This is a genomic window from Pseudomonas sp. RIT357, assembly GCF_000632245.1.
Classification (GTDB): Bacteria; Pseudomonadota; Gammaproteobacteria; order Pseudomonadales; family Pseudomonadaceae; genus Aquipseudomonas; species Aquipseudomonas sivasensis.
On record NZ_JFYX01000015.1, the window covers coordinates 42,056 to 66,465 of the forward strand.

General features: G+C 59.6%; 20 protein-coding genes. 15 read left to right on the forward strand and 5 right to left on the reverse strand.

Features of this window, described 5'->3' with window-relative positions:
• Positions 1 to 13 precede the first annotated feature (13 nt).
• Positions 14 to 1,318 carry a flagellar hook protein FlgE gene (flgE, locus tag BW43_RS14825; RefSeq protein ID WP_032886780.1) on the forward strand — a complete coding sequence of 435 codons (1,305 nt, stop codon included), beginning with the start codon at positions 14 to 16 and terminating at the stop codon, positions 1,316 to 1,318.
• A gap of 184 nt (positions 1,319 to 1,502) precedes the next feature.
• Here the strand turns inward: flgE and BW43_RS14820 are convergent, their stop codons facing one another.
• Complete coding sequence (locus BW43_RS14820; RefSeq protein ID WP_032886782.1) at positions 1,503 to 4,397, reverse strand: ribonucleoside-diphosphate reductase subunit alpha; 2,895 nt, start codon at positions 4,395 to 4,397, stop codon at positions 1,503 to 1,505.
• Positions 4,398 to 5,112: 715 nt separating this feature from the next.
• On the opposite strand from BW43_RS14820, the gene BW43_RS14815 reads away from it, so the two are divergent.
• Together BW43_RS14815 and BW43_RS14810 are read left to right on the forward strand one after the other, a co-directional pair.
• Entirely contained in the window at positions 5,113 to 5,838 is a 726-nt protein-coding gene (locus tag BW43_RS14815) for a response regulator (RefSeq protein WP_032886784.1), read from the forward strand.
• Positions 5,835 to 7,445, forward strand: a complete 1,611-nt coding sequence (locus BW43_RS14810; protein WP_032886785.1) for an ATP-binding protein — start codon at positions 5,835 to 5,837, stop codon at positions 7,443 to 7,445. The genes BW43_RS14815 and BW43_RS14810 overlap by 4 nt, the downstream gene beginning before the upstream one ends.
• 4 nt (positions 7,446 to 7,449) lie before the next feature.
• Here BW43_RS14810 and BW43_RS14805 read toward each other — a convergent pair whose 3' ends face one another.
• Positions 7,450 to 8,166 (reverse strand): 4'-phosphopantetheinyl transferase, encoded by a 717-nt coding sequence (locus tag BW43_RS14805; protein WP_032886786.1) that lies wholly within the window; start codon positions 8,164 to 8,166, stop codon positions 7,450 to 7,452.
• 125 nt (positions 8,167 to 8,291) lie between these two features.
• On the opposite strand from BW43_RS14805, the gene BW43_RS14800 reads away from it, so the two are divergent.
• The 3 genes from BW43_RS14800 to BW43_RS14790 are packed head-to-tail and all read left to right on the forward strand — an operon-like array spanning position 8,292 to position 10,639.
• Entirely contained in the window at positions 8,292 to 8,600 is a 309-nt protein-coding gene (locus BW43_RS14800) for a hypothetical protein (RefSeq protein ID WP_032886787.1), read from the forward strand.
• Positions 8,601 to 8,618: 18 nt separating this feature from the next.
• Positions 8,619 to 9,296, forward strand: a complete 678-nt coding sequence (locus tag BW43_RS14795; RefSeq protein ID WP_032886788.1) for a response regulator — start codon at positions 8,619 to 8,621, stop codon at positions 9,294 to 9,296.
• On the forward strand, positions 9,293 to 10,639 hold the full coding sequence (locus tag BW43_RS14790) for an ATP-binding protein (RefSeq protein ID WP_032886789.1): 1,347 nt from the start codon (positions 9,293 to 9,295) through the stop codon (positions 10,637 to 10,639). The genes BW43_RS14795 and BW43_RS14790 overlap by 4 nt, the downstream gene beginning before the upstream one ends.
• A gap of 138 nt (positions 10,640 to 10,777) precedes the next feature.
• Here BW43_RS14790 and BW43_RS14785 read toward each other — a convergent pair whose 3' ends face one another.
• Entirely contained in the window at positions 10,778 to 11,776 is a 999-nt protein-coding gene (locus BW43_RS14785; RefSeq protein ID WP_032886790.1) for an AraC family transcriptional regulator, read from the reverse strand.
• Positions 11,777 to 12,115: 339 nt separating this feature from the next.
• On the opposite strand from BW43_RS14785, the gene BW43_RS14780 reads away from it, so the two are divergent.
• From BW43_RS14780 to BW43_RS14770, 3 genes are all read left to right on the forward strand, one after another.
• On the forward strand, positions 12,116 to 13,447 hold the full coding sequence (locus tag BW43_RS14780; protein WP_032886791.1) for a dicarboxylate/amino acid:cation symporter: 1,332 nt from the start codon (positions 12,116 to 12,118) through the stop codon (positions 13,445 to 13,447).
• Positions 13,448 to 13,592: 145 nt separating this feature from the next.
• Positions 13,593 to 14,579 carry an XdhC family protein gene (locus BW43_RS14775; RefSeq protein WP_032886792.1) on the forward strand — a complete coding sequence of 329 codons (987 nt, stop codon included), beginning with the start codon at positions 13,593 to 13,595 and terminating at the stop codon, positions 14,577 to 14,579.
• Complete coding sequence (locus BW43_RS14770) at positions 14,576 to 15,154, forward strand: NTP transferase domain-containing protein (protein WP_032886793.1); 579 nt, start codon at positions 14,576 to 14,578, stop codon at positions 15,152 to 15,154. Before BW43_RS14775 ends, BW43_RS14770 begins: the two co-directional genes overlap by 4 nt.
• 61 nt (positions 15,155 to 15,215) lie before the next feature.
• Here BW43_RS14770 and rne read toward each other — a convergent pair whose 3' ends face one another.
• A complete protein-coding gene (rne, locus tag BW43_RS14765; protein ID WP_218186593.1) occupies positions 15,216 to 18,398 on the reverse strand; it encodes a ribonuclease E in 3,183 nt (1,060 codons plus the stop codon).
• Between the two features lie 767 nt (positions 18,399 to 19,165).
• Between rne and rluC the strand changes: the two genes are divergently transcribed.
• Genes rluC through BW43_RS14750 form a run of 3 tightly spaced genes read left to right on the forward strand, consistent with a single transcriptional unit; the run spans position 19,166 to position 21,779 of the window.
• A complete protein-coding gene (gene rluC, locus BW43_RS14760) occupies positions 19,166 to 20,125 on the forward strand; it encodes a 23S rRNA pseudouridine(955/2504/2580) synthase RluC (protein ID WP_032886795.1) in 960 nt (319 codons plus the stop codon).
• A complete protein-coding gene (locus tag BW43_RS14755; protein ID WP_032886796.1) occupies positions 20,112 to 20,774 on the forward strand; it encodes an HAD-IA family hydrolase in 663 nt (220 codons plus the stop codon). Before rluC ends, BW43_RS14755 begins: the two co-directional genes overlap by 14 nt.
• Positions 20,775 to 20,795: 21 nt before the next feature.
• The gene (locus BW43_RS14750; RefSeq protein WP_032886797.1) at positions 20,796 to 21,779 is read left to right on the forward strand and encodes a S49 family peptidase; all 984 of its coding nucleotides are present in this window, start codon (positions 20,796 to 20,798) and stop codon (positions 21,777 to 21,779) included.
• A gap of 155 nt (positions 21,780 to 21,934) precedes the next feature.
• Here BW43_RS14750 and BW43_RS14745 read toward each other — a convergent pair whose 3' ends face one another.
• Entirely contained in the window at positions 21,935 to 22,513 is a 579-nt protein-coding gene (locus BW43_RS14745) for a nucleoside triphosphate pyrophosphatase (RefSeq protein ID WP_032886798.1), read from the reverse strand.
• 105 nt (positions 22,514 to 22,618) lie between these two features.
• On the opposite strand from BW43_RS14745, the gene BW43_RS14740 reads away from it, so the two are divergent.
• Genes BW43_RS14740 through plsX form a run of 3 tightly spaced genes read left to right on the forward strand, consistent with a single transcriptional unit; the run spans position 22,619 to position 24,360 of the window.
• A complete protein-coding gene (locus BW43_RS14740) occupies positions 22,619 to 23,149 on the forward strand; it encodes a YceD family protein (protein ID WP_032886799.1) in 531 nt (176 codons plus the stop codon).
• Between the two features lie 13 nt (positions 23,150 to 23,162).
• Entirely contained in the window at positions 23,163 to 23,345 is a 183-nt protein-coding gene (gene rpmF, locus BW43_RS14735) for a 50S ribosomal protein L32 (protein ID WP_008152339.1), read from the forward strand.
• Between the two features lie 4 nt (positions 23,346 to 23,349).
• Positions 23,350 to 24,360 carry a phosphate acyltransferase PlsX gene (gene plsX, locus BW43_RS14730; protein ID WP_081797705.1) on the forward strand — a complete coding sequence of 337 codons (1,011 nt, stop codon included), beginning with the start codon at positions 23,350 to 23,352 and terminating at the stop codon, positions 24,358 to 24,360.
• Positions 24,361 to 24,410 lie beyond the last annotated feature (50 nt).

Below are 24,410 nucleotides of genomic sequence, written 5' to 3' on the forward strand. Positions count from 1 at the left end.
GAGGGAGAGAAACATGTCTTTTAATATCGGCCTTAGCGGCCTCTATGCGGCCAACAAACAATTGGACGTGACTGGCAACAACATCGCCAACGTCGCGACCACTGGCTTCAAGTCGTCCCGTGCGGAATTCGCCGACATCTACGCCGCATCCAAATTGGGCACCGGCCAGAACAGCATCGGCAATGGTGTGAACCTGGCGGCGGTGTCCCAGCAGTTCACCCAAGGTGACGTCAACAACAGCGGCGGCGTGCTGGACATGGCGATCCAGGGCGGTGGCTTCTTCGTGCAGAAGGGCAGCGACGGTTCGCTGGAATACACCCGTAGTGGTGCGTTCCGTGCCGACAAAGACGGCTATATCACCAACAACACCGGCACCTCGCGCCTGCAAGGCTACGCAGCGGATGAAGACGGCAAGATCATCAAGGGTGGCTTGACCGACCTGCAACTGAACTTGTCTTACCTGCCGCCGAAGGCGTCCACCAAAGTGGATTCCACCAGTAACCTGAACTCGTCGGAGCCGGTGATCAATCAGACCGACAAGCCGTTCAACCCAAGCGACACCACCACCTTTACCACTCAGTACAGCACCACCTTGTACGACTCCCAAGGCAACTCGCACGCCATGGTGCAGTACATGGTGAAAACCGACGCCAACGAATGGAATGCCTACACGTTGATCGATGGTCGTAACCTGGATGGTTCCAAGCCGACAACGACCGGCACCACTGCACCTGTGCCATCGACCATCACTTTTGATGGTGCCGGTAAGCTTAAAGATGTTGTTACCGGTGGCGTGAGCAGCAAGACATTGACGCTCACTGGCTGGGTCCCAGGATCGGTGACCGATGGCAATTGGACGCCAAACGAAGCGACCGCCGGGCCAATTGCCGTGAATATGGGCAATATCACCCAGTACAACTCTGCCAGCTACCGCAACCCACCGACTACCGACGGCTACGCCACCGGCCAGATCACCGGCCTGAAAATCGACGGCAACGGCGTCATGTTCGCCACGTTCAGCAACCAGCAGAGCAAGGCCATTGGCCAGATCTCCCTGGCCAGCTTCAACAACGAACAGGGCCTGCAGCCTGCGGGCAGTACCGCTTGGAGAGAGACCTTCTCCTCGGGCCAGCCGGGTTACGACACCCCGCAATCCGGGACCCTGGGTTCGATTGTGGCCAACTCCCTGGAGAACTCCAACGTCAACCTGACCAACGAGCTGGTAGACCTGATCAAGGCCCAGAGCAACTATCAGGCGAACGCCAAGACCATCTCCACCCAGAGCACCATCATGCAGACCATCATTCAGATGACCTGATGCGGTAATGCTCCACAAGAAGCCCCTCGTGAGAGGGGCTTTTTTGTGGATGTAAGAAAAGTGTGTTTGAAACGGTCCCCACGCGTGAGAGCGATCAAACCGCAGGCAAAAGAAAACCCCCGACCAGCCCAGAGGGTTGATCGGGGGTTTCGAGTAAGCGCTGTTGGGCGCTTACCTGCTCAGCTTATTGGCAAGCTTCGCAATCCGGCTCATCAATCGCGCAGGCCTTTGGCACGGGTGCCGGACCGGCTGGAGCAGCGAGTACCGAGTCATCACCATGGTTGCCGCTGGATACAGCGTTCAGCTTACCGGTGTTGATGGTCGACTTCTCGGTGCTGGTTGCGGCCAGGGCACGGAGGTAGTAAGTGGTTTTCAGGCCACGGTACCAAGCCATGCGGTAGGTCACGTCCAGCTTCTTGCCCGAAGCGCCAGCGATGTACAGGTTCAGGGACTGAGCCTGGTCGATCCACTTCTGACGACGGCTGGCGGCGTCAACGATCCACTTGGTGTCCACTTCGAAGGCGGTCGCGTAGAGCTCTTTGAGTTCTTGCGGGATGCGCTCGATCTGCTGCACGGAACCGTCGTAGTACTTCAGGTCGTTGATCATGACCGAGTCCCACAGGTCGCGAGCCTTGAGGTCGCGAACCAGGTACGGGTTGATCACGGTGAATTCGCCCGACAGGTTCGATTTCACATACAGGTTCTGGTAGGTCGGTTCGATCGACTGGGACACGCCGGTGATGTTGGCGATGGTCGCGGTCGGTGCGATGGCCATGATGTTGGAGTTACGAATACCTTTCTGCACGCGGGCACGTACCGGCGCCCAGTCCAGGGATTCTTCCAGGTCAACATCAATGTACTTCTGGCCACGTTGCTCGATCAGGATCTGTTGCGAGTCCAGCGGCAGGATGCCTTTGGACCACAGCGAACCCTGGAACGTCTCGTAGGCACCGCGCTCGTCGGCCAGGTCGCAGGACGCCTGGATCGCGTAGTAGCTGACCGCTTCCATGGACTTGTCGGCGAACTCGACCGCTGCATCCGAACCGTAAGGGATGTGCTGCAGGTACAGCGCGTCCTGGAAGCCCATGATGCCCAGGCCAACCGGGCGGTGCTTGAAGTTGGAGTTCTGCGCCTGTGGCACCGAGTAGTAGTTGATGTCGATTACGTTATCGAGCATGCGAACTGCGGTGTTGACGGTGCGCTCCAGCTTGGCAGTGTCCAGCTTGCCGTTGACGATGTGGTTCGGCAGGTTGATCGAACCCAGGTTGCAAACGGCGATCTCGTCCTTGTTGGTGTTCAAGGTGATCTCGGTGCACAGGTTCGAGCTGTGAACCACGCCCACGTGCTGCTGCGGGCTGCGCAGGTTGCATGGGTCCTTGAAGGTCAGCCATGGGTGGCCGGTTTCGAACAGCATGGACAGCATCTTGCGCCACAGGTCTTTGGCCTGGATGGTCTTGAACAGCTTGATCTTGCCTGGGTACTGGGACAGGGCTTCGTAATACTCGTAGCGTTCTTCGAAAGCCTTGCCGGTCAGGTCGTGCAGGTCCGGCACTTCGGATGGCGAGAACAGGGTCCACGGGCCGTCATCGAAGACACGCTTCATGAACAGGTCAGGGATCCAGTTGGCGGTGTTCATGTCGTGGGTACGACGACGATCATCACCTGTGTTCTTGCGCAGCTCGATGAACTCTTCAATGTCCATGTGCCAGGTTTCCAGGTAGGCACACACAGCGCCTTTGCGCTTGCCGCCCTGGTTGACCGCTACCGCGGTGTCGTTCACGACTTTCAGGAACGGTACGACGCCCTGGGACTTGCCGTTGGTGCCCTTGATGTACGAACCCAAGGCCCGCACCGGCGTCCAGTCGTTGCCCAGGCCGCCTGCGAATTTGGACAACATGGCGTTGTCGTGGATCGCGTGGTAGATGCCCGACAGGTCATCCGGCACGGTGGTCAGGTAGCAGCTCGACAGCTGTGGACGCAGGGTGCCGGCGTTGAACAGCGTCGGGGTCGACGACATGTAGTCGAAGGACGACAGCAGGTTGTAGAACTCGATCGCACGGTCTTCTTTGTGTTTCTCTTCGATCGCCAGGCCCATGGCCACGCGCATGAAGAACACTTGCGGCAGTTCGAAGCGGATACCGTCCTTGTGGATGAAGTAACGGTCGTACAGGGTTTGCAGGCCCAGGTAAGTGAACTGCTGGTCGCGCTCGTGATTGATCGCCTTGCCGAGTTTTTCCAGGTCGAAAGTGGCCAGGATTGGGTTCAGCAATTCGAACTCGATACCCTTGGCGACGTAGGCAGGCAGGGCCTTGGCATACAGGTCGGCCATTTCGTGGTGGGTGGCGCTGTCGGCCACGCCCAGGAAGCCCAGGCCTTCGGCACGCAGGGTGTCCATCAGCAGGCGCGCGGTCACGAACGAGTAGTTCGGCTCGCGTTCAACCAGGGTACGGGCGGTCATCACCAGGGCGGTGTTGACGTCGGTCAGGGCCACGCCGTCGTACAGGTTCTTCAGGGTTTCGCGCTGGATCAGGTCACCGTCGACTTCTTCCAGGCCTTCGCAGGCCTCGGTGATGATGGTGTTCAGGCGGCCCAGGTCCAGCGGTGCAAACGTACCGTCGGCCAGGGTGATGCGGATCGACGGGTGAGCTTGTACGGCGGCTTCTTCGGCCGGGGAGCGCACGGCGCGCTCTTTGGAGCGGGCGTCACGGTAGATCACGTAGTCGCGCGCAACTTTTTGCTCGCCGGCACGCATCAGGGCCAGTTCGACCTGGTCCTGGATTTCTTCGATGTGGATAGTGCCGCCCGACGGCATGCGACGCTTGAAGGTCGCGGTGACTTGTTCGGTCAGGCGGGCAACGGTGTCGTGGATGCGCGACGAAGCGGCAGCGGTGCCGCCTTCAACTGCAAGAAACGCTTTGGTGATAGCGACGGTGATTTTGTCATCGGTGTAAGGAACGACAGTGCCGTTACGCTTGATCACGCGCAGTTGCCCTGGTGCAGTGGCGGACAGATCCATATTCGAATCTGCTGCCAGCGGCACGGAGCCCTGCGGGTTCTCGCGAGTTGTGTCGGTTTGCATGGGGGGTTGTCTCCACATTCTATATTTATTTGGGCACCATCACGGTGCCCACCGTTCCGTCCTGAAGCACTTACAGCAGGCGTTGGCCTGGCATAACAACTTCGGGACAGGAGGAAGGGGGGCTGTTCGCGCCGCTTCCATGCCGAAGTCTTCGGTTCGGGGCTTTAATGCCCTTGGCCGTATTCCTGGTGGGTGACAGTTGCCAGGTTCAAGCACTGCAACACCCGTACCGTTTTCTGCTATTGGAGCTTGAAAACGGCTGCCATCCGCTTGAGCGGTTTGGGCTTTCAAAAAATGCTTGGGTTCGACCAAACAGGAGCAAGAAAGGGCTTGAGTTTCTTGTCTGACTTGTGTTGGGTCTTTTCGCTCAAAACCCTACATGTAGGGTTTTTTTAGCGCCGAGGTACAAGATAATGCGTTTTGGGGGGCTTAGCAACGCACGACCTGTGGATAACGCTGTGGGTAAAATGTGTATGAAACGTGGAACGCCCGTGTAGGCCGCAGTACTGCTGGATTCGGCCGTTTGTCACCGAATATTCCAATATAAAAACAGCCGGTTGGATTTTTGAGGGCGCGAACCCTACCACAAAAAAACGCGATCACCGAATGGATTTACCGCCTTGTGTTCCAGGGTTGGGGCATGGCTACAATCGGCCTTCAATAGAGGCAGTATTGTGCTTCCCGTACATGACAATAATTAGAATCGAGGTAGCGCATGGAGCAAGAAGCCTGGCAAATCCTGATCGTCGAGGACGACGAGCGATTGGCCGAATTGACCCGTGAGTACCTGGAAAGCAACGGCCTGCGTGTTTCGGTTGAAGGCGATGGCGCCCAGGCCGCAGCGCGTATCATCGCCGAGCAACCAGACCTGGTGATCCTCGACCTGATGCTGCCCGGCGAAGATGGCCTGAGCATCTGCCGCAAGGTGCGCGAGCGCTACGAGGGCGTGATCCTCATGCTTACCGCGCGCACCGACGACATGGACCAGGTGCTGGGCCTGGACATGGGCGCCGACGACTACGTATGCAAACCCGTGCGCCCCCGGCTGTTGCTGGCGCGTATCCAGGCGCTGCTGCGGCGCAGTGAGCCCGCCGAATCCGCAACGGTAGAAAACCAGCGCCGCCTGGAATTCGGCCCGTTGGTGGTAGACAACGCCCTGCGCGAAGCCTGGCTGCACGACGGCAGTATCGAACTGACCAGCGCTGAATTTGACCTGCTGTGGCTGCTGGTGGCGAATGCCGGGCGCATCCTGTCCCGCGAAGAAATCTTTATCGCCCTGCGGGGTATCGGCTATGACGGCCAAGACCGGTCCATCGATGTACGCATCTCACGAATTCGCCCGAAAATCGGCGACGATCCGATCCATCCGCGTCTGATCAAGACCATTCGTAGCAAAGGCTACTTATTCGTCCCTGAAGCCGCCGCCGATATGTCGCTGTGAACTCGATCTTCCTGCGTATCTACGGCGGCATGTGCGCGGCGCTGATCCTGGTGGCGCTGTTGGGCGTACTGGCCTTGCACCTGCTTAACGAGGTGCGCAGCGGCCAATACCGCGAGCGCCTCGCCCATGGCACCTTTGCCTTGATGGGCGACAACCTGCAACCCATGAGCGCTATCGAACGCCAACGTGCCTTGGCGGTGTGGGAGCGCTTGCTGGGGATTCCCCTGGAACTGCGCAGCCTCACCGACGCGCAGTTGGACCTCAGCCAGCGCAACAGCCTGCAACGCGGCCAGGTTCTGGTGCAGCAGACCGGCCCTCACGCCGCCCGTGTTCTGCGCCTGGTCAGCGATAAAGAGCAATGGGTGCTGACGGGCGAGGTGCAGCAGATCAGCGAACAACTGGCCCGTGCGACCATTTACCTGCTGGCTGACGAATTGGTGCGCTTCCCCGTGGCCGAGCAGCCACAAAGGTTGGCGGATATAAAAGAAGCCAAGGGCTTTGGGTTCGAAATGCACCTGATGACCCTCGACCAGGCCGATATGGACGACGACCAGCGCCGCCGCGTGTCGGAGGGCGATACGGTGATGGCCCTGGGCAAGGGTGGCGACTCGATCCGCGTGTTCTCCGGCATCGTCGGTACGCCCTGGGTGCTGGAACTCGGTCCGCTGTATCAAATGAACCCGTACCCGGTGCAGTGGCTGGTCCTGATTGCTTTGATTGGCCTGACCTTGATCGGCTTGATCGTCTATCTGCTGGTGCGTCAGCTTGAGCGCCGGCTGCGTGGCCTGGAGGCGGCCGCGACACGCATTGCCAAGGGCAATCTGGAAGTACGCGTGCCGGCCCGGGGAGCGGACTCGGTGGGTCGCCTCGCCGCGGCCTTCAATGGCATGGCTGAGCACTTGCAGCAATTGCTGGCGATTCAGCGCGAACTGGTACGTGCGGTGTCCCACGAACTGCGCACGCCGGTAGCGCGCCTGCGCTTCGGATTGGAGATGATCGGCGACGCTGCTACCCCAGAGGCCCGGCGCAAGTACCTGGAAGGCATGGACAGCGATATCCAGGACCTCGATGGCCTGGTGGATGAAATGCTCACCTACGCAAGGCTGGAGCAGGGCGCACCCGAGCTGAGTTTTCAGCGAGTGGACCTTGATGCGTTGCTTGATCAGGTGATTGGCGAATTATCGCCACTGCGCCCACAGGTGACTGTGGCGCGGGGTATCTGCTTGTCATCGGCCCACTGGGATAACGCCTGGGTCGACGCCGAACCCCGCTATTTACACCGTGCCTTGCAAAATCTGGTGAGCAATGCCATGCGCCACGCGCAGAGCCAGGTGCTGATCAGTTATCAGGTGGGTCAGGTGCGCTGTCGAATCGATGTCGAGGACGATGGCCCCGGTGTGCCGGAAAACGCCTGGGAGCGTATTTTTACGCCCTTCCTGCGGCTCGACGACAGCCGCACCCGAGCGTCCGGGGGCCATGGCCTGGGCTTGTCGATTGTACGGCGGATTATCTATTGGCACGGCGGGCGCGCATTGATCAGCAAGAGCAACAACCTGGGTGGGGCGTGTTTCAGTTTGAGTTGGCCGAGGGGGCAGGATAAAACCTGACCTATCAGGCGCTGATGCTCACCAGGCTCAAGAGCTGCCCATCATTCACCGCAAACTGCCCAACCAACTCTTTGCCATGGCACCACTCATCCGATAAGTCAGTCAGCAGCCGCAGCTTTATTCGCCCGGCCTCGGTCCACTCCACCACCTCGGCATGCTCAAAGTAGAAGCGCTTGTGCACAATCGGGTAAAGCGCCTTGAACAGGCTCTCTTTGACCGAAAACGTCAGCGTCACCAGCAGGGCAATCTGCTCTCGCGCCACACCGCCCATACGCTGCAGCTCGTCGGCTGTCAGAATTTCCCCGGCCAGACGCTCCGCGCGCTCCAGCGTGAGTACATTTTCCAGGTCCATCCCCAACCCGCGCCATTGCGCCTTGTACCCGACAATCGCCGCGGCATGCCCGGTGCTGTGTGTGATCGAGCCACTGATGTGCGCGGGCCAGACCGGTGCACGGTCTTCGCCGATAGCCGGGATGCAGTCAAGCTGATCGAGGTGTTGCAGAGCGGCGCGGGCGCACAGGCGACCGGCCAGAAACTCGGCTTGGCGCTTGGCCACTGAGCGCTGGATGCTCGCCGGTGCCGGCACTGCGCAGCGTTGGAAATCACCGGCTGCCAACAATGCCGGGTCGAAGTGAGTGCCGAGAAACACTGTTCCCGGTAATGGTTCGGGCAGTGGACAATGGGCGTCGAGTGGTGTGCAGCAAGCGGGCAGAAGATTCATGGGCGGTATTTTGCCGAGTTGAGGCGCCAGAGGATAGCCCGCTGCGGCGCACCGCCTGTTCAGGGGGAGTTCAGGGGCTTTTGCGTAGGCTGACCTCAACAGCCAAACGCGTATGAGGTAACACCATGACTGCGATCAAAAAGCTGATGTTGGCGTTGACCATGCTCAGTGCTACCGCAGGGGTCCAGGCCTCTGATGGTGACTTTGCCGCATTCGGCCGCGAGAAAACCAAGAAAACCAGCACCTTGATTCAACGTGTCAGTTTCGAAGACGCGAGCAGTCAGCCTACGCCTTGGGGCCAGTCCCTGGGCCTTGCTACCCCACAGCCAGCCTACCGCACCGGTTACGCGCACCTGAGTGGCCAGTTCAATGGCATTAAACTGCGCCCGCAAGACCTGCAGGGCCGCTATGATGTCCCCCTGTCGGACAGTTGATTTGCTTTGGAGAGCCTTATGAAATTGCTGGTGGTGGAAGATGAGGCGCTGCTGCGTCATCACCTGTTTACCCGCCTGACCGACAGCGGCCACGTGGTCGAAGCTGTGGCCAACGCCGAAGAGGCGCTTTACCAGGTCGGTCAATTCAACCATGACCTGGCGATTATCGACCTGGGCCTGCCCGGCATGGGCGGCCTGGACCTGATCCGCCAACTGCGCAGCCAGGCCAAAACGTTTCCGATCCTAATTCTCACCGCGCGCGGCAACTGGCAGGACAAGGTCGAAGGCCTGGCCGCCGGCGCTGACGACTACGTGGTCAAACCATTCCAGTTCGAAGAGTTGGAGGCGCGCATGAACGCCTTGCTGCGCCGCTCCAGCGGGTTCACCCAATCGACTATCGTTGCCGGGCCCTTGCTGCTGGACCTCAACCGCAAGCAAGCGTCCCTCGACGAACAGCCCCTGGCGCTGACCGCCTACGAATACCGCATCCTTGAATACCTGATGCGCCATCACCAGCAAGTTGTCGCCAAAGACCGCTTGATGGAACAGCTTTACCCCGACGACGACGAGCGCGATCCAAACGTCATTGAAGTCTTGGTCGGCCGCCTGCGCCGCAAGCTGGAAGGCCCCACAGGGTTCAAGCCGATCGACACCGTGCGTGGCCTGGGCTACCTGTTCAATGAGCGCTGCCGTTGATCCGCTCGTTACGTGTGCGTTTGATGCTGGCGGCAGCGACCCTGGCCGTGTTGTTCATGCTGGGCTTGTTGCCGGCCATGCAGGGCGCTTTCAGTCTGGCGCTGCAGGACTCCATCGAACAGCGCCTGGCGTCGGACGTGACGACGCTGATCTCCGCCGCGCGGGTCGAAAACAACCGCCTGCTGATGCCTGCGCAGTTGCCGGACGAACGTTTCAACCTGACCGATAGCCGTCTGCTCGGCTATATCTACGACCGCGAAGGCCACTTGGTGTGGCGCTCGCGGGCTACCCGGGAAGAAAACATCAACTACAAGCCGCGCTATGACGGGCGAGGCAATGAATTCGCGAGGATTCGCGAAGCGGACGGCCAGGAGTTCTTCGTCTATGACGTGGAGGTCAAGCTGCTCGGCGGCAAGAGCGCGGCGTTCAGTATCGTCGCCCTGCAACCGGTGCGCGAATACCAACTGACCCTCGAAGGCCTGCGCGAAAACCTCTACTTGGGCTTCGGCGCGGCGTTGCTGGTGCTGCTGACGTTGCTGTGGCTGGGCCTGACCTGGGGCCTTCAAGCCCTGCGGCGCCTGAGTCAGGAGCTTGACCAGATCGAAGGCGGCACCCGCGAAAGCCTGTCCGAACAACACCCACGTGAATTGCTGCGCCTTACCGGCTCCCTCAACCGCTTGCTGCACAGTGAGCGTGAACAACGTACGCGATACCGCGACTCCCTCGATGACTTGGCTCACAGCCTGAAAACCCCGCTCGCCGTGTTGCAAGGCGTGAGTGAAGACATGGCCAAGCGCCCAGAAGACCGCGATCAGGCCTGGGTGCTGCAATCGCAGATCGAACGCATGAGCCAGCAGATCAGCTACCAGTTGCAGCGCGCCAGTTTGCGCAAAAGCGGCCTGGTGCGCCATCAAGTGCGCCTGGAACCGGTGCTGCAAAGCCTGTGCGATACCTTGGGCAAGGTCTACCGTGACAAGGGCGTCAGGGTGTCCTTTGAACTGCCGCACGCCTGCGATGTGCCGATCGAAAAGGGTGCCTTGCTCGAATTGCTCGGCAACCTGCTGGAAAACGCCTATCGGCTGTGCCTGAGTGAAGTGCGCGTTAGTCTGGTCGAGAACCTCGAAGGCATTGAGTTGTGCATAGAAGATGACGGACCAGGCGTGCCGCCAGATCAGCGCGCGCGGATTTTGCAACGGGGCGAGCGGCTGGACCGCCAGCATCCGGGGCAGGGGATTGGGTTGGCGGTGGTCAAGGACATCATAGAAAGCTACGGCGCGCGACTGACGCTTGGGGATTCACCACTGGGTGGCGCGGCGTTCAAGATCCACTTTCCATCTGTGTGATCTTCACTGGCTGGGCTGGCCCTATCGGGGGCAAGCCCTCTCCCGCATTTTGAATTTATTCAAGCATCAAACTTTGTGAACGCAGTCAAAGGTGGGAGGGGGCTTGCGCCCGATGATGCCCTCACACACAACGCCTCTCTAACTCTCCCGTGCACGATAGGCCCCCGGCGTTAACCCTGTCCACTTCTTGAACGCCCGATGAAATGCCGACGGTTCGGAAAATCCCAGCTGCTCGGCAATCTCCTGCAACGACAAATCCGCCCGTCCCAGATGGTAGATGGCGATGTCCCGCCGCAACTCATCTTTGAGCGCCTGAAAGCTGGTGCCTTCTTCGCGCAAATGCCTGCGAAGGGTTTGTGGGCTGATGTGCAAGTGCTGAGCGACGGCTTCCAGATCCGGCCACGGCGTGCGATCGCGGCTCAGTAGGCGTCGCAACTGACTGCTCAAGCTATCGCCTTCATCCGGGCGTGACAGCAGGTCAGCGGGAGAGCGCTCCAGAAAGTGCTTGAGGGTGCGCTCATCCTGCAGCAGCGGCATGTTCAGGTAGCGGGCAGGGAACACCAGGCTACTGTTCGGCGAACCGAACACCCGGTCGCAGGGAAACAGCAGGTCATATTCGCTGGAGTGGGCCGGCATCGGGTAGCTGAACGTGGCCTGGTGCAGTCGGATGCGCTGGCCGATCAGCCAACTGCCCAGGCGGTGCCAGATCACCAGCAGGCATTCGCTGAGGAAGTGATCCGGGTCCCACAGTTGGGAGTCATCCAGGCTCAGGCGGGCCATTTCGCCTTCCCGTGTGAGCTGCCAACGCGGGCCTTGTGGGAATAGGCTATAAAATAATAAGCCGCGTTCCAGGGCTTTCTCCAGCGTGCGGCAGTGGATCAACGCATGGCACATCATGGCGAAAGTGCCACGTTTGCTCGGACCGTCGGCAAAGCCCAGGTATTCGTCGTCCAACGCCAGCCAAAGCATCTGGAGCAACCGGGTAAATTGCTCCGGCGCAATGCGGGCGCGAGGTTCAGTCAACTGCTCGGGGGTGATGCCCAACTGTTGCAGCAGGCCCGAATAATCGTAACCGGCCCGACGCGCTCCGCCCAGGGCGGCCCGTGCGTAGTGACTGGCGATGGTGCGTTCACGCATGCGGGGCCCTCGTCCATGGAATGGCGGATGGTAGTCAGCACCTGGCAAGGCGACAAGGCGGATATCCGCCAAATTGTAGGACGCGATTGGGTGCGGTGGCGGAAATTCGCCAACCGATTTGGCGCCTGGCGAGGCGTCTGAAAACGATCAGCCCTGATGCCTAAAGGCCTTTAGGGCTTTTGAGCAAAGTGGCACGGCGTTTGCGATAAGGATTACAGCGCAGGCCTGGACCTACAGGCTTCGCAAACAACAAATCCCTCCAGTGCAGGAGGGTTCGCAATTCAAGTGTCGTGGGCAATGGCGGATATTTGCCACACGGGACGATTGAGGAATTTTGCAATGACGACTCGTCAGCCAATCTACAAATCCCTGTATTTCCAGGTGATCGTTGCAATCGTTATCGGTATTTTGCTCGGTCACTTCTACCCGCAAACCGGTGTGGCCCTTAAGCCACTGGGTGACGGGTTTATCAAACTGATCAAAATGGTCATCGCCCCGATCATCTTCTGCACCGTTGTCAGCGGCATCGCTGGCATGCAAAGCATGAAATCGGTCGGCAAAACCGGCGGCTACGCGCTGCTGTACTTCGAAATCGTTTCCACCGTCGCCCTGCTGATCGGCCTGATCGTGGTGAACGTTGTGCAACCGGGCGCCGGCATGCACATCGACGTAGCGACCCTGGACGCTTCCAAAGTCGCTGCCTATGTGACTGCTGGCGCAGACCAGAGCATCGTTGGCTTCCTGCTTAACGTGATCCCGAACACCATCGTCGGCGCCTTCGCCAACGGCGACATCCTGCAAGTGCTGATGTTCTCGGTGATCTTCGGTTTTGCCCTGCATCGCCTGGGTGCCTACGGCAAGCCGGTGCTGGACTTCATCGATCGCTTCGCCCACGTGATGTTCAACATCATCAACATGATCATGAAGCTCGCGCCACTCGGTGCCCTGGGCGCCATGGCGTTCACCATCGGTGCCTACGGTGTAGGTTCCCTGGTGCAGTTGGGCCAACTGATGATCTGCTTCTACATCACTTGCCTGTTGTTCGTGCTGGTGGTGCTGGGCGGTATCTGCCGCGCTCACGGTTTCAGCGTCATCAAGCTGATCCGCTACATCCGTGAAGAGCTGCTGATCGTATTGGGTACTTCCTCCTCCGAGTCCGCACTGCCACGCATGCTGATCAAGATGGAGCGTCTGGGTGCCAAGAAATCCGTAGTAGGTCTGGTAATCCCGACTGGCTACTCCTTCAACCTTGACGGTACTTCGATCTACCTGACCATGGCTGCCGTGTTCATCGCTCAAGCGACTGACACCCACATGGACATCACCCACCAGATCACTCTGCTGCTGGTGCTGCTGCTCTCCTCCAAAGGCGCTGCTGGCGTGACCGGTAGTGGCTTCATCGTTTTGGCTGCAACCTTGTCGGCTGTAGGCCACCTGCCGGTTGCCGGCTTGGCGCTGATCCTGGGTATCGACCGCTTCATGTCCGAAGCCCGCGCACTGACCAACCTGGTCGGTAACGCCGTTGCCACCATCGTTGTGGCTAAGTGGGTCAAGGAACTGGACACCGACAAGCTGCAAAGCGAGCTGGCGTCTGGCGGTACCGGTATCTCCGAAACCCGCGAAATCGATGACCTGGGCGTGGCCGAAGGCCCTGCACCTGTCGTCAAGTAAGCCGCTGAAGGCGTGAGCCCACGCTAGCAGCTATACGCAAACGCCCCGACTGGTTCGGGGCGTTTGCGTTTCTGCTCGGCCACTTTTGAATCGCTTTGCTTTACAGTAAATGAATACTTCATCAACAACGCTGGCGGGAGACTGAATGGACAGTGTGGATTTGAATGTCCTGCGCAGCGTGCTGGAATGGCGCCGCGCTGGACAGCGAGTGGTGTTGTACAGCGTGGTCCAGACTTGGGGCAGTGCACCGCGTCCGCCGGGGGCAATGCTAGCCCTGCGGGGCGACGGCGTGGTGATTGGCTCGGTTTCCGGTGGTTGCATCGAGGATGACTTGATCGCGCGGTTGCAGGACGGCCGCTTGCCTCATGACGGCCCGCCGGTGCAGATGGTGACCTACGGCGTTACACGCGACGAAGCTGCGCGTTTTGGGTTGCCGTGCGGCGGCACGCTGCGCTTGACCGAGGAGAGGGTGGATGACTGGGGCTGGGTAGAGAAGTTACTGGCGCGCTGCGAGGATCATCAGATTGTTGCTCGGGAGCTAAACCTTGCTACCGGCGAAGTGACCCTGAGCGGCGCGAGCAAGACTGATGTGGTGAGTTTCGACGGTGAACGCTTGCGCGCCATCTATGGACCACGCTGGCGCCTGCTGCTGATCGGCGCCGGGCAACTGTCGCGCTATGTGGCGGAAATGGCGCGTTTGCTGGATTTCGAAGTGCTGATCTGCGACCCGCGCGAAGAGTTCGTGTATGGCTGGGAAGAGCAACATGGCCGCTTTGTGCCGGGTATGCCTGATGAGGCAGTGTTGAATATCCAGACCGACGAACGCACGGCGATTGTCTGCCTCACACACGACCCGCGCCTGGATGACATGGCGTTGCTGACGGCGTTGAATTCCAATGCCTTCTATATCGGCGCGCTAGGTTCAAGGGTCAATACCCAGAAGCGCCGTGAAAACCTCGCCGCACTGGGTTTGTCGGCGGAGGCGATTGCCCGCTTGCATGGGCCGATTGGTTTGCATATCGGCAGCCATACGCCGGCGGAAATCGCGCTGTCGCTGATGGCGGAAATTGTCGCAATCAAGAACGGCGTGGCGCCTATGCAGAAAAAGCCTTTGCCGGTGGTAGCTGAGTGACCGTGACGGCGATTGTGCTGGCGGCAGGGCAGGGCAGCCGCTTCCGCGCAGAAGCTGGGGCCGACCAGGATAAATTGCTGGCGCTCTGTGTAGGTCGCGATGGCGTGACGCGACCGGTGATCGAGCAGGTGCTGTTGAATCTGCCGGCAGACGTAGTGGAGCGCTGGGTGGTGACCTCGCCAGATCGTTCGGAGGTCATTCGGTTGGCGAAGGTGTATGGCTGCAAGGTCTTGCTGCTGCAGTCGGCTGGCATGGGCGACAGTATTGCCGCAGCTGTCGCAGCCAGTGCTTCGGCGCAGGGTTGGCTGGTGGTACTGGGGGATATGCCGTTTATTCAAGCGTCGACGATCGAGCGCGTGATAGATGGCCTGGATAGCATCAATGTGCCGGTACATGTCGGTCAGTATGGCCACCCGGTTGCCTTTGCCCGTGCATTTGGGCCCGCCTTGATGGCGCTGAGTGGCGATCGTGGTGCCAAAGCGTTATTTGTACAGGCTGTTTTGAAGGAGGTGCGGGTGGAGGACCCCGGTGTGTTGTGGGATGTGGATGTGCCCGCGTTGTTGCATTACCGCTGACCGGCAGACAAAAAAAGCCCCGCCTGATCACTCAGGCGGGGCTTTTTAGTGGCTGATGGAATCAGACGAGGGGTTTAGGCTCGTGCTCTTCTTCCAGGGCCTTGTGCTCTACCACGGCTTCAGCAACCGGAGCAGGCGCTTCGACAGCTTCGACTACAGCCGGAGCGGCGGCGGCGGCGGCAGCGGCGGCTGCCTCAGCTTCCTTGCGGCGACGACGCACTTCACGTGGATCGTTCGGCGCACGGCCGTTTTCGCTCAAGGCGCTGGCAGGAGCAGCTTCAACCACGGGTGCTTCAACTTCGGCAACAACCGGGGCTTCAACAACCACTGGTGCAGGCTCGGCAACTACGACTTCAACCACCGGTGCTGGCGCTTCCTCTACAACAGGCGCAGGCGCGGGAGCTTCGACCGGGGCGGCAGGTTCGGCAGTCCACTGGAAGGCGGTCTGTTCTTCGCGAACTTCACGCACCGCTGGGGCAGCTTCTTCGACAGCCGGAGCTTCAACTACGGCTTCAACCACTGGCTGAGGTTCAACAACCGGCGCAGGTTCAATGGCGACCGCTTCGGTTTCTGGCTGGGCGTCGCGAACCGGGGCTACTTCCACTTCCGGAACCACTGGGGCTTCGATCGGGGTAGTTGCCTCAACAGCGGGGGCCTCAACGACCGGTGCTTCAACCGCTGGGGTCTCGGCAACTGGTGCTTCTACAGCAGCGGTTTCTTCAACGGCTGCAGTAGCGCGTTCAGCTTGCTCGTGAGCCTGGGCTTCAGCAGGAGCGCTGATGACCGAGCTGGCAACGGCAGCAGTAACGGCCAGGCCGGCAGCCAGTTCGGCACCCGTCGGTTCGTTAGCTTCGTTGGTTGCGCCCTCAGCGTTCTCGCCGGTCTCTTCCGAGCCTTCGATTACGTTGCCGTTGGCATCACGCTGGCGCTCGCGACGGTTGCTGCGACGACGCTGACCACGGGAGCGGCGGCGAGGACGATCGCCTTCGGCGTTGTCCTGACCATCTTCCTGCAGTTGCTCTTCGCCGGTCAGTACTTCTTCCTCTTCGCTGGCGGAAGCAGCTTGCTCGGCGCGTGGTTGACGCTCTTCACGCGGAGGGCGCGGCTGGCGCTCTTCACGAGGGGCGCGTTCTTCACGCGGCTGGCGGGCCGGGCGCTCTTCGGTAGTCGCAGCAGCGGCAGCAGCAACGGCTGGCGCAGCGTCCAGCGGCTCACGCAGTTCACGTACGCGTTCCTCACGCTCGCCACGTGGCTTGCGATCTTCACGCGGAGCACGTGGGGTGCGAGGTGCGCGCTCTTCACGCGGTGCGCGTTCTTCACGGGCTACGGCTGGTGTTTCTTCACGGGCTTCACGAGGCGCACGCTCTTCACGTGGTGCGCGTTCTTCACGCGGTGCCCGTTCTTCGCGCGGCTTGCGCTCTTCGTCACGGCGACCGTTGCGGTTGCGGCTCTGCTGACGGCCGTTGCGACGTTCTTCGTTACGTGCCGGGCGCTCGGAGGCTGGTTTTTCAACTACAACCGGGGCCACAGGCTCTTCTTTGGTAGCGAACAGGCTGACCAGCGATTTCACCAGGCCTTTGAACAGGCTCGGCTCAGGCATGGCGGCTGGTGCAGCAACTGGTGCGGCAGCTTCAACCGGCACTGGTGCGTTGGCACGGGCTGGCGCGGTTTTCACGGCAGCTTCCTGGCGAACCAGAGTGCGGGTCGCGGCGGCTGGCTGGACTTCTTCCACTTCGGCAGCGGCAGCAGCGATTTCGTAGCTGGACTGGCCGCTGTGGGCTTCCGGGCTGTCGTCACGCAGGCGCTGTACTTCGAAGTGCGGCGTTTCGAGGTGATCGTTCGGCAGGATGACGATACGGGCACGGGTGCGCAGTTCAATCTTGGTGATCGAGTTGCGTTTTTCGTTCAGCAGGAAAGCGGCGACCGGGATCGGCACTTGCGCGCGGACTTCGGCGGTGCGGTCTTTCAGGGCTTCTTCTTCGATCAGGCGCAGGATCGCCAGGGACAGCGATTCAACGTCACGGATGATGCCGGTGCCGTTGCAACGCGGGCAGACGATGCCGCTGCTCTCGCCCAGGGATGGACGCAGGCGCTGACGGGACATTTCCAGCAGGCCGAAGCGCGAGATGCGGCCGACTTGCACGCGGGCACGGTCAGCTTCCAGGCATTCGCGGACTTTCTCTTCCACGGCGCGCTGGTTCTTGGCTGGGGTCATGTCGATGAAGTCGATCACGATCAGGCCGCCGATGTCACGCAGGCGCAGTTGGCGGGCGATTTCTTCAGCCGCTTCCAGGTTGGTCTGCAGGGCGGTTTCTTCGATGTCGCTACCCTTCGTGGCGCGCGCCGAGTTGATGTCGATGGACACCAGTGCTTCGGTCGGGTCGATCACGATGGAGCCACCGGAAGGCAGTTCTACGACGCGCTGGAAAGCGGTCTCGATCTGGCTTTCGATCTGGAAGCGGTTGAACAGCGGAACGCTGTCTTCGTACAGCTTGATCTTGCTGGCGTACTGCGGCATCACCTGGCGGATGAAGGTCAGGGCTTCGTCCTGGGCTTCAACGCTGTCGATCAGCACTTCGCCGATGTCCTGGCGCAGGTAGTCGCGGATGGCGCGGATGATCACGTTGCTTTCCTGATAGATCAGGAACGGCGCGGAACGATCCAGGGACGCTTCTTTGATAGCGGTCCACAGTTGCAGTAGGTAGTCGAGGTCCCACTGCATTTCTTCGCTGCTGCGGCCCAGGCCGGCAGTGCGCACGATCAGACCCATGTCGGCCGGTGCGATCAGGCCGTTCAGCGCTTCACGCAGTTCGTTGCGTTCTTCGCCTTCGATGCGGCGGGAAATGCCGCCAGCACGTGGGTTGTTCGGCATCAGCACCAAGTAACGGCCGGCCAAGGAGATGAAGGTGGTCAGGGCGGCGCCCTTGTTGCCACGTTCTTCTTTTTCGACCTGGACGATGACTTCCTGGCCTTCGCTCAGGACGTCCTTGATGTTCACGCGGCCTTCGGGGGCTTTCTTGAAGTATTCGCGGGAGATTTCTTTGAGGGGCAGGAAGCCGTGGCGCTCGGAGCCGAAATCGACAAAGGCAGCCTCAAGGCTTGGTTCGATGCGAGTAATACGGCCTTTATAGATGTTGGCCTTCTTTTGCTCGCGTGCACCGGATTCGATGTCCAGGTCGTAGAGGCGTTGGCCATCTACCAGTGCAACACGCAACTCTTCGGGTTGAGTTGCGTTAATCAGCATTCTTTTCATGTTGTACCGTCGGTTTCCGGGCTGCCGGAAACGGCGTTCGGCACACACGACTTCTCACGGTCGGTGTCAGGTGCGTCAAGAGTGGTTGGCCACTCCAGTGTCCAGCAAAATCGGCCAATTGGGCCGGTATCGCGACGGACGCGTCCTGCTTGTTAGCGGTGGTGACAAAGGCACCACTTCAACAAAAGCTAAGGTCAGGAGGAGGAATCAACCGGCGACTGTGGACGAGATGAAGCGTCTAAATATAAGCCTAGTGCTACACGGTCCGACGGTTGTGCATCTCCACCCTACACGTATCCCTGATAATTCGGGTGCTGCCGCGCGCAGAATCCGCAGCGGGTTGGCATTTACCGTGTACTCCAATGGGGAGTTCACGCTCATGGCTAAACAAGACTGAATGTGGGCGACTGCGCTCTCACTCAGCTCTTAACAGGCGTTGTTTCCGAAGCATTCGCCGTGGTCTGGCACAAGACTGACTGCACTTTGTGAACTGGCCGTAAATATCGGCGCAGAATGCGAGTATTTACTCTGCTTTCTGCACTCGCTTCAGGCCTCATGTCACCTGCGCTTGTTACAATCTCGAACCTTCCAGGGTGGCGAAAGCCCCGTAGGACGGCCTCGCGTCCTGATGAATTGCGATGGTCAGGGCCGGCAGCTTGCCGCAAGTCCTCTGTCCAGGCCGCTTTTGGCGGCGTTCGCGACTATAGCAGCAATGATTAAGTGCTTCAATTCCATAAAAAATTGTTATCATCGCCGCCATGACGACTACCGCCCCCCAGACCCCCAGCGTCCAGCTGCTTGAGGTCTCGCCGGAATATGCCGGCCAACGCATCGACAACTTTCTCCTGGCCAGGCTCAAAGGCGTGCCCAAGACCTTGATTTACCGCATCTTGCGTAAAGGCGAGGTGCGCGTGAACAAGGGTCGTATCAAGCCCGAGTACAAGCTGCAGGCGGGCGATATCGTCCGTGTGCCGCCAGTGCGCGTGCCTGAGCGGGACGAGCCTGTTCCCCTCGCTCAAGGGCTGCTGCAGCGCCTTGAGGCGTCGATTGTCTTTGAAGACAACAAACTAATCGTGATCAACAAGCCCTGTGGCATTGCTGTGCATGGTGGCAGCGGCCTAACGTTTGGGGTGATCGAAGCCTTTCGCCAGTTGCGCCCGGATGCCAAGGAGCTGGAACTGGTCCATCGCCTGGATCGCGATACTTCCGGCCTGTTAATGATCGCCAAGAAGCGCAGCATGTTGCGGCACCTGCACACCGCCCTGCGGGGTGATGGCGTGGACAAGCGCTACATGGCGTTGGTGCGTGGCAACTGGGCCAGCTCAATCAAAAGCGTTCGCGCGCCGCTTCAGAAGAGCAATCTGCGCTCGGGCGAGCGCATGGTCGAAGTGGACGAGGAGGGTAAAGAAGCCCTGACCCTGTTCAAGGTGCTGCGCCGCTTCGGTGACTTCGCCACTCTGGTCGAGGCCAAACCGGTCACTGGGCGTACCCACCAGATTCGCGTGCATACCTTGCATGCGGGCCATTGCATTGCCGGTGATACCAAGTACGGCGACGAAGACTTTTCCAAGGAAATTAGAGACTTGGGCGGTAAACGCCTGTTTCTCCATGCCTACATGCTGACTGTGCCGCTGCCTGATGGTGGCGAGCTGAAGTTGCAGGCGCCTGTCGATGAGATGTGGGCCAAGACCGTGGAGCGTTTGAGTGTCGCACCTTGATTACAAGCTGCTGATTTTTGATTGGGATGGGACGCTGGCCAACTCCATTGGTCGCATTGTCGAGTCGATGCACATGGCGTCCACCCGTTCATGCTTTGCGTTATGCAGCGATCAGGCGGTCAAGGGCATTATTGGTCTGGGGCTGCCTGAAGCCATCCGTACCCTGTATCCCGAAATCAGTGACGCTGAACTGATAGCGTTTCGCGAGCATTACGCCGATCACTACATTGCGCTGGAGGCAGAGCCTTCGCCGCTGTTTGAGGGCGTTGTGCAATCGCTGGCGGCGTTCCGGGCGCAGGGCTACCACTTGGCAGTTGCTACCGGCAAGGCTCGTCGCGGGCTGGATCGGGTGCTCAAGGCTCATGGTTGGGAAGATTACTTCGACATCACCCGTGCTGCGGATGAAACCGCCAGCAAACCTCACCCTCTGATGCTGGAGCAGATCCTTGCCCATTGCGGCGTGTCGCCGCGTGAGGCGCTGATGGTGGGTGATGCTTCCTTCGATCTGATGATGGCGCGTAACGCCGGCATGGACAGCGTTGCAGTCAGCTATGGTGCCCAGTCCGCTGAGGCGTTACAGCAATACGAGCCTAGGGTCACGATTGATCATTTTTCTGAATTGCAGGCCTGGCTCGGTCGGGCTCAATAAGTTTTTGCTGGGGTTGATGGCATGAGTGACGAGTGGAAAGCGCCTGAAAAGGCTGGAAGCGGTGACGACAAGAGTTGGAAGCTGCTGGAGAAGACGCTCCTGGCCAGCGTCCAGGAGCAGCGTCGTGCGCGGCGCTGGGGGATTTTCTTCAAGCTGCTGACCTTTACTTATCTGTTGCTCATGCTGGCGCTGTTCAGTCCGCTGATGGATATGGAAAAGAGCGCAACCCGTGGCGCGAACTACACCGCGCTGATCGAGGTGCGCGGTGTAATTGCCGACAAGGAGCCGGCAAGCGCCGATAACATCGTCGGCAGCCTGCGCGCTGCGTTCGAGGATCCCAAGGTCAAAGGGGTGATACTGCGCATCAACAGCCCGGGCGGCAGCCCGGTGCAATCGGGTTATGTGTATGACGAGATTCGCCGCCTGCGTGGCCTGCACCCGGATATCAAACTGTACGCCGTGATTTCCGATCTGGGTGCTTCGGGTGCTTATTACATCGCCAGTGCCGCTGATCAGATCTATGCCGACAAGGCCAGTCTTGTGGGCTCCATTGGTGTGACGGCGGCCGGTTATGGGTTTGTTGGCACTATGGAGAAGCTGGGTGTTGAGCGCCGCACCTACACCTCGGGCGAGCACAAAGCGTTTCTGGATCCGTTCCAGCCGCAAAAGCCCGATGAAACCCAATTCTGGCAGAGCGTGCTGGATACCACTCATCGCCAGTTCATCGCCAGCGTGAAGCAGGGGCGCGGGGATCGTCTAAAGGATAAAGATCATCCTGAGCTGTTCTCGGGGCTGGTGTGGTCCGGTGAGCAGGCGTTGCCGCTGGGTTTGATCGATGGCCTGGGCAGTGCCAGTTCGGTGGCGCGGGATGTGATTGGCGAGAAGGAGTTGGTGGATTTCACGGTTGAGGAATCGCCGTTTGATCGCTTCTCCAAGAAGCTCGGTGCCAGCGTGGCTGAGAAGCTGGCGCTGTACATGGGCTTCCAGGGGCCGACGCTGCGCTAATATCTCAAGTCTGTCGTAGGTCAAAATGTAGGAGGGGCGGTGCGACGATTCGACTTGCCCCCCCCCCCCCCGATAGCGGTGGATCAGTCAATCCAAGGTTGGCTGATACGCTTCTATCGGGGAAAACCCTCTCCCGCATTTGGTTTGCGGTGTTCTTAAGGGACTTGCACGCCTTCGCTGAGTAGCATATCTACCAAGCGAATTAGCGGTAAGCCGACAAGGCTGGTCGCATCTGGCCCGTCGGTGCTTTGGAATAAACTCACGCCCAGCCCTTCCGCCTTGAAGCTGCCCGCGCAGTCATATGGTTGTTCGACACGCAGGTAGCGCTCGATGCGCGCTGCATCCAGCTCGCGCATGTGCACGGTAAAGGGCACGCAGTCGACCTGGCAGTGCCCCGTCTCGCTATTCAGCAGGGCCAGGCCGGTGAGGAAGCTGACACGCTTGCCGCTGGCGGCCAATAACTGCTCACGCGCATTTTCGAAAGTGTAAGGTTTGCCGATGATGCGGCCTTCCAGTGCGGCGACCTGGTCTGAACCGATGATCAGGTGTCCTGGGTGGCTGGCGGCGAGGGCGCGCGCCTTTGCTTCGGCCAGGCGCTTGACCAGCTCGATGGCGGACTCATTTGCAGCATGGCTTTCGTCGATATCCGGCGAGCTGCAGATGAATGGCAGGTGCAGGCGAGTGAGCAATTCCCGGCGATAAACCGAGCTGGAAGCGAGTAATAAAGGCAGCATGTACGACTCCTCAAGGCAGTCGCCGATTCTAGCGGGGCGACCGGCTGACGCACAGGGCTGAATTTCCTTTGACATGGCTGGGTGCATCCCTATAATGCTGCGCCTATGTTGAATGACCCGATTCCACCTCACGTTGACCCGCGCAAATTGGCTGATCGTGGCACTTCCCTTCAAGGTGAATTGCTGCTGGCCGATTTGGAGAGACTCTGCGACCCGCTTTCCGACACTGTCGGTACGGTGCAGGCCAAATTCGTTTTTGAACGAGATGAACGTAAATCTGTGGTAATCCACAGCTTTATCGACACCGAGGTCAAAATGGTTTGCCAGCGTTGTCTTGAGCTGGTCACCCTGCCGATCCACAGCGAGTGCAGTTATGCCGTGGTAAAGGAGGGTGCGAATACCCAGTCGTTGCCGAAAGGTTATGACGTGCTGGAACTGGGCGAAGATCCTTTGGATCTGCATGCACTGATCGAGGAAGAGCTTCTGCTCGCCTTGCCCATTGTGCCTGCTCATCATCCGGAAGAATGCCAGCAGCCGGAGGGTCTCGATGACGAGGCCGAGCCGAGCGAGGACGAGGTAACGCGGTCCAACCCGTTCAGTGTATTGGCGCAGTTAAAGCGTGACCCAAACGTTTAGGAGTTAATCAATTATGGCTGTTCAGCAGAACAAAAAATCCCGTTCCGCCCGTGACATGCGTCGTTCGCACGATGCCCTGACGGCGAGCACTCTGTCTGTAGAAAAAACCACCGGTGAAATTCACCTGCGTCACCACGTATCGCCAGAAGGCGTATACCGTGGCCGTAAAGTGATCGACAAGGGCGCTGACGAGTAATCACTTGTCTGCTCAAGTCATCGCGATTGACGCAATGGGCGGGGACTTCGGTCCCCGCAGCATTGTTCAGGCCTGTATTGCCAGCCTGATTGCTACGCCCTCGCTGCACCTGACCCTCGTCGGTCAACCCTCACTCCTTGAAGAATTGATCGCCAGCCATCCGGTTGTGGATCGCGCGCGCCTGACGATTACGCCGGCCAGCGAAACCATCAGCATGGATGACAAGCCTGCTTCGGCCCTGCGCGGCAAGCCTGACTCTTCAATGCGAGTGGCCTTGGAGTTATTGCGTGATGGCAAGGTGCAAGCCTGTGTCAGTGCAGGTAACACCGGGGCGTTGATGGCACTGTCACGGTATGTGCTCAAGACGCTGCCTGGCATAGACCGGCCCGCGATGGTCGCGGCGATTCCAACGCAGAAAGGCTACTGCCAACTGCTGGACTTAGGTGCGAACGTGGATTGCAGTGCCGAGCACTTGTTCCAGTTCGCCGTGATGGGCTCGGTGGCCGCAGAAGCGCTGGGTATAGCCCGGCCGCGTGTGGCCTTGCTGAATATCGGCACTGAAGACATCAAGGGCAATCAGCAGGTCAAGCTTGCCGCCAGTCTGTTGCAGGGCGCGCGGGGCTTGAATTACATCGGTTTTGTCGAGGGTGACGGTGTTTACCGCGGCGAAGCGGATGTGGTGGTCTGCGATGGGTTTGTCGGCAATATCCTGCTTAAATCCAGCGAAGGCCTGGCGACCATGATCGCTGTGCGCATTGAGGCGTTGTTCAGGCGTAATCTGGTATCGCGCATCGTAGGTGCTCTGGCGCTACCGTTGATGCGGCGTCTGCAGGCCGACCTGGCTCCGGCGCGGCACAATGGTGCGAGCTTTCTGGGGTTGCAGGGGATTGTGGTGAAGAGTCACGGTTCAGCCGGTGTTGAAGGCTTTCAAAGTGCTATTGCGCGGGCCTTGATCGAGATTCAGGAAAACCTGCCGCAACGCTTGCACGGCCGTCTTGAGGATCTGTTGCCTTAGGCGAATTGGCTCGGGAGTGCTTAAATGTGACCGGCCAGTTCAATTGACCA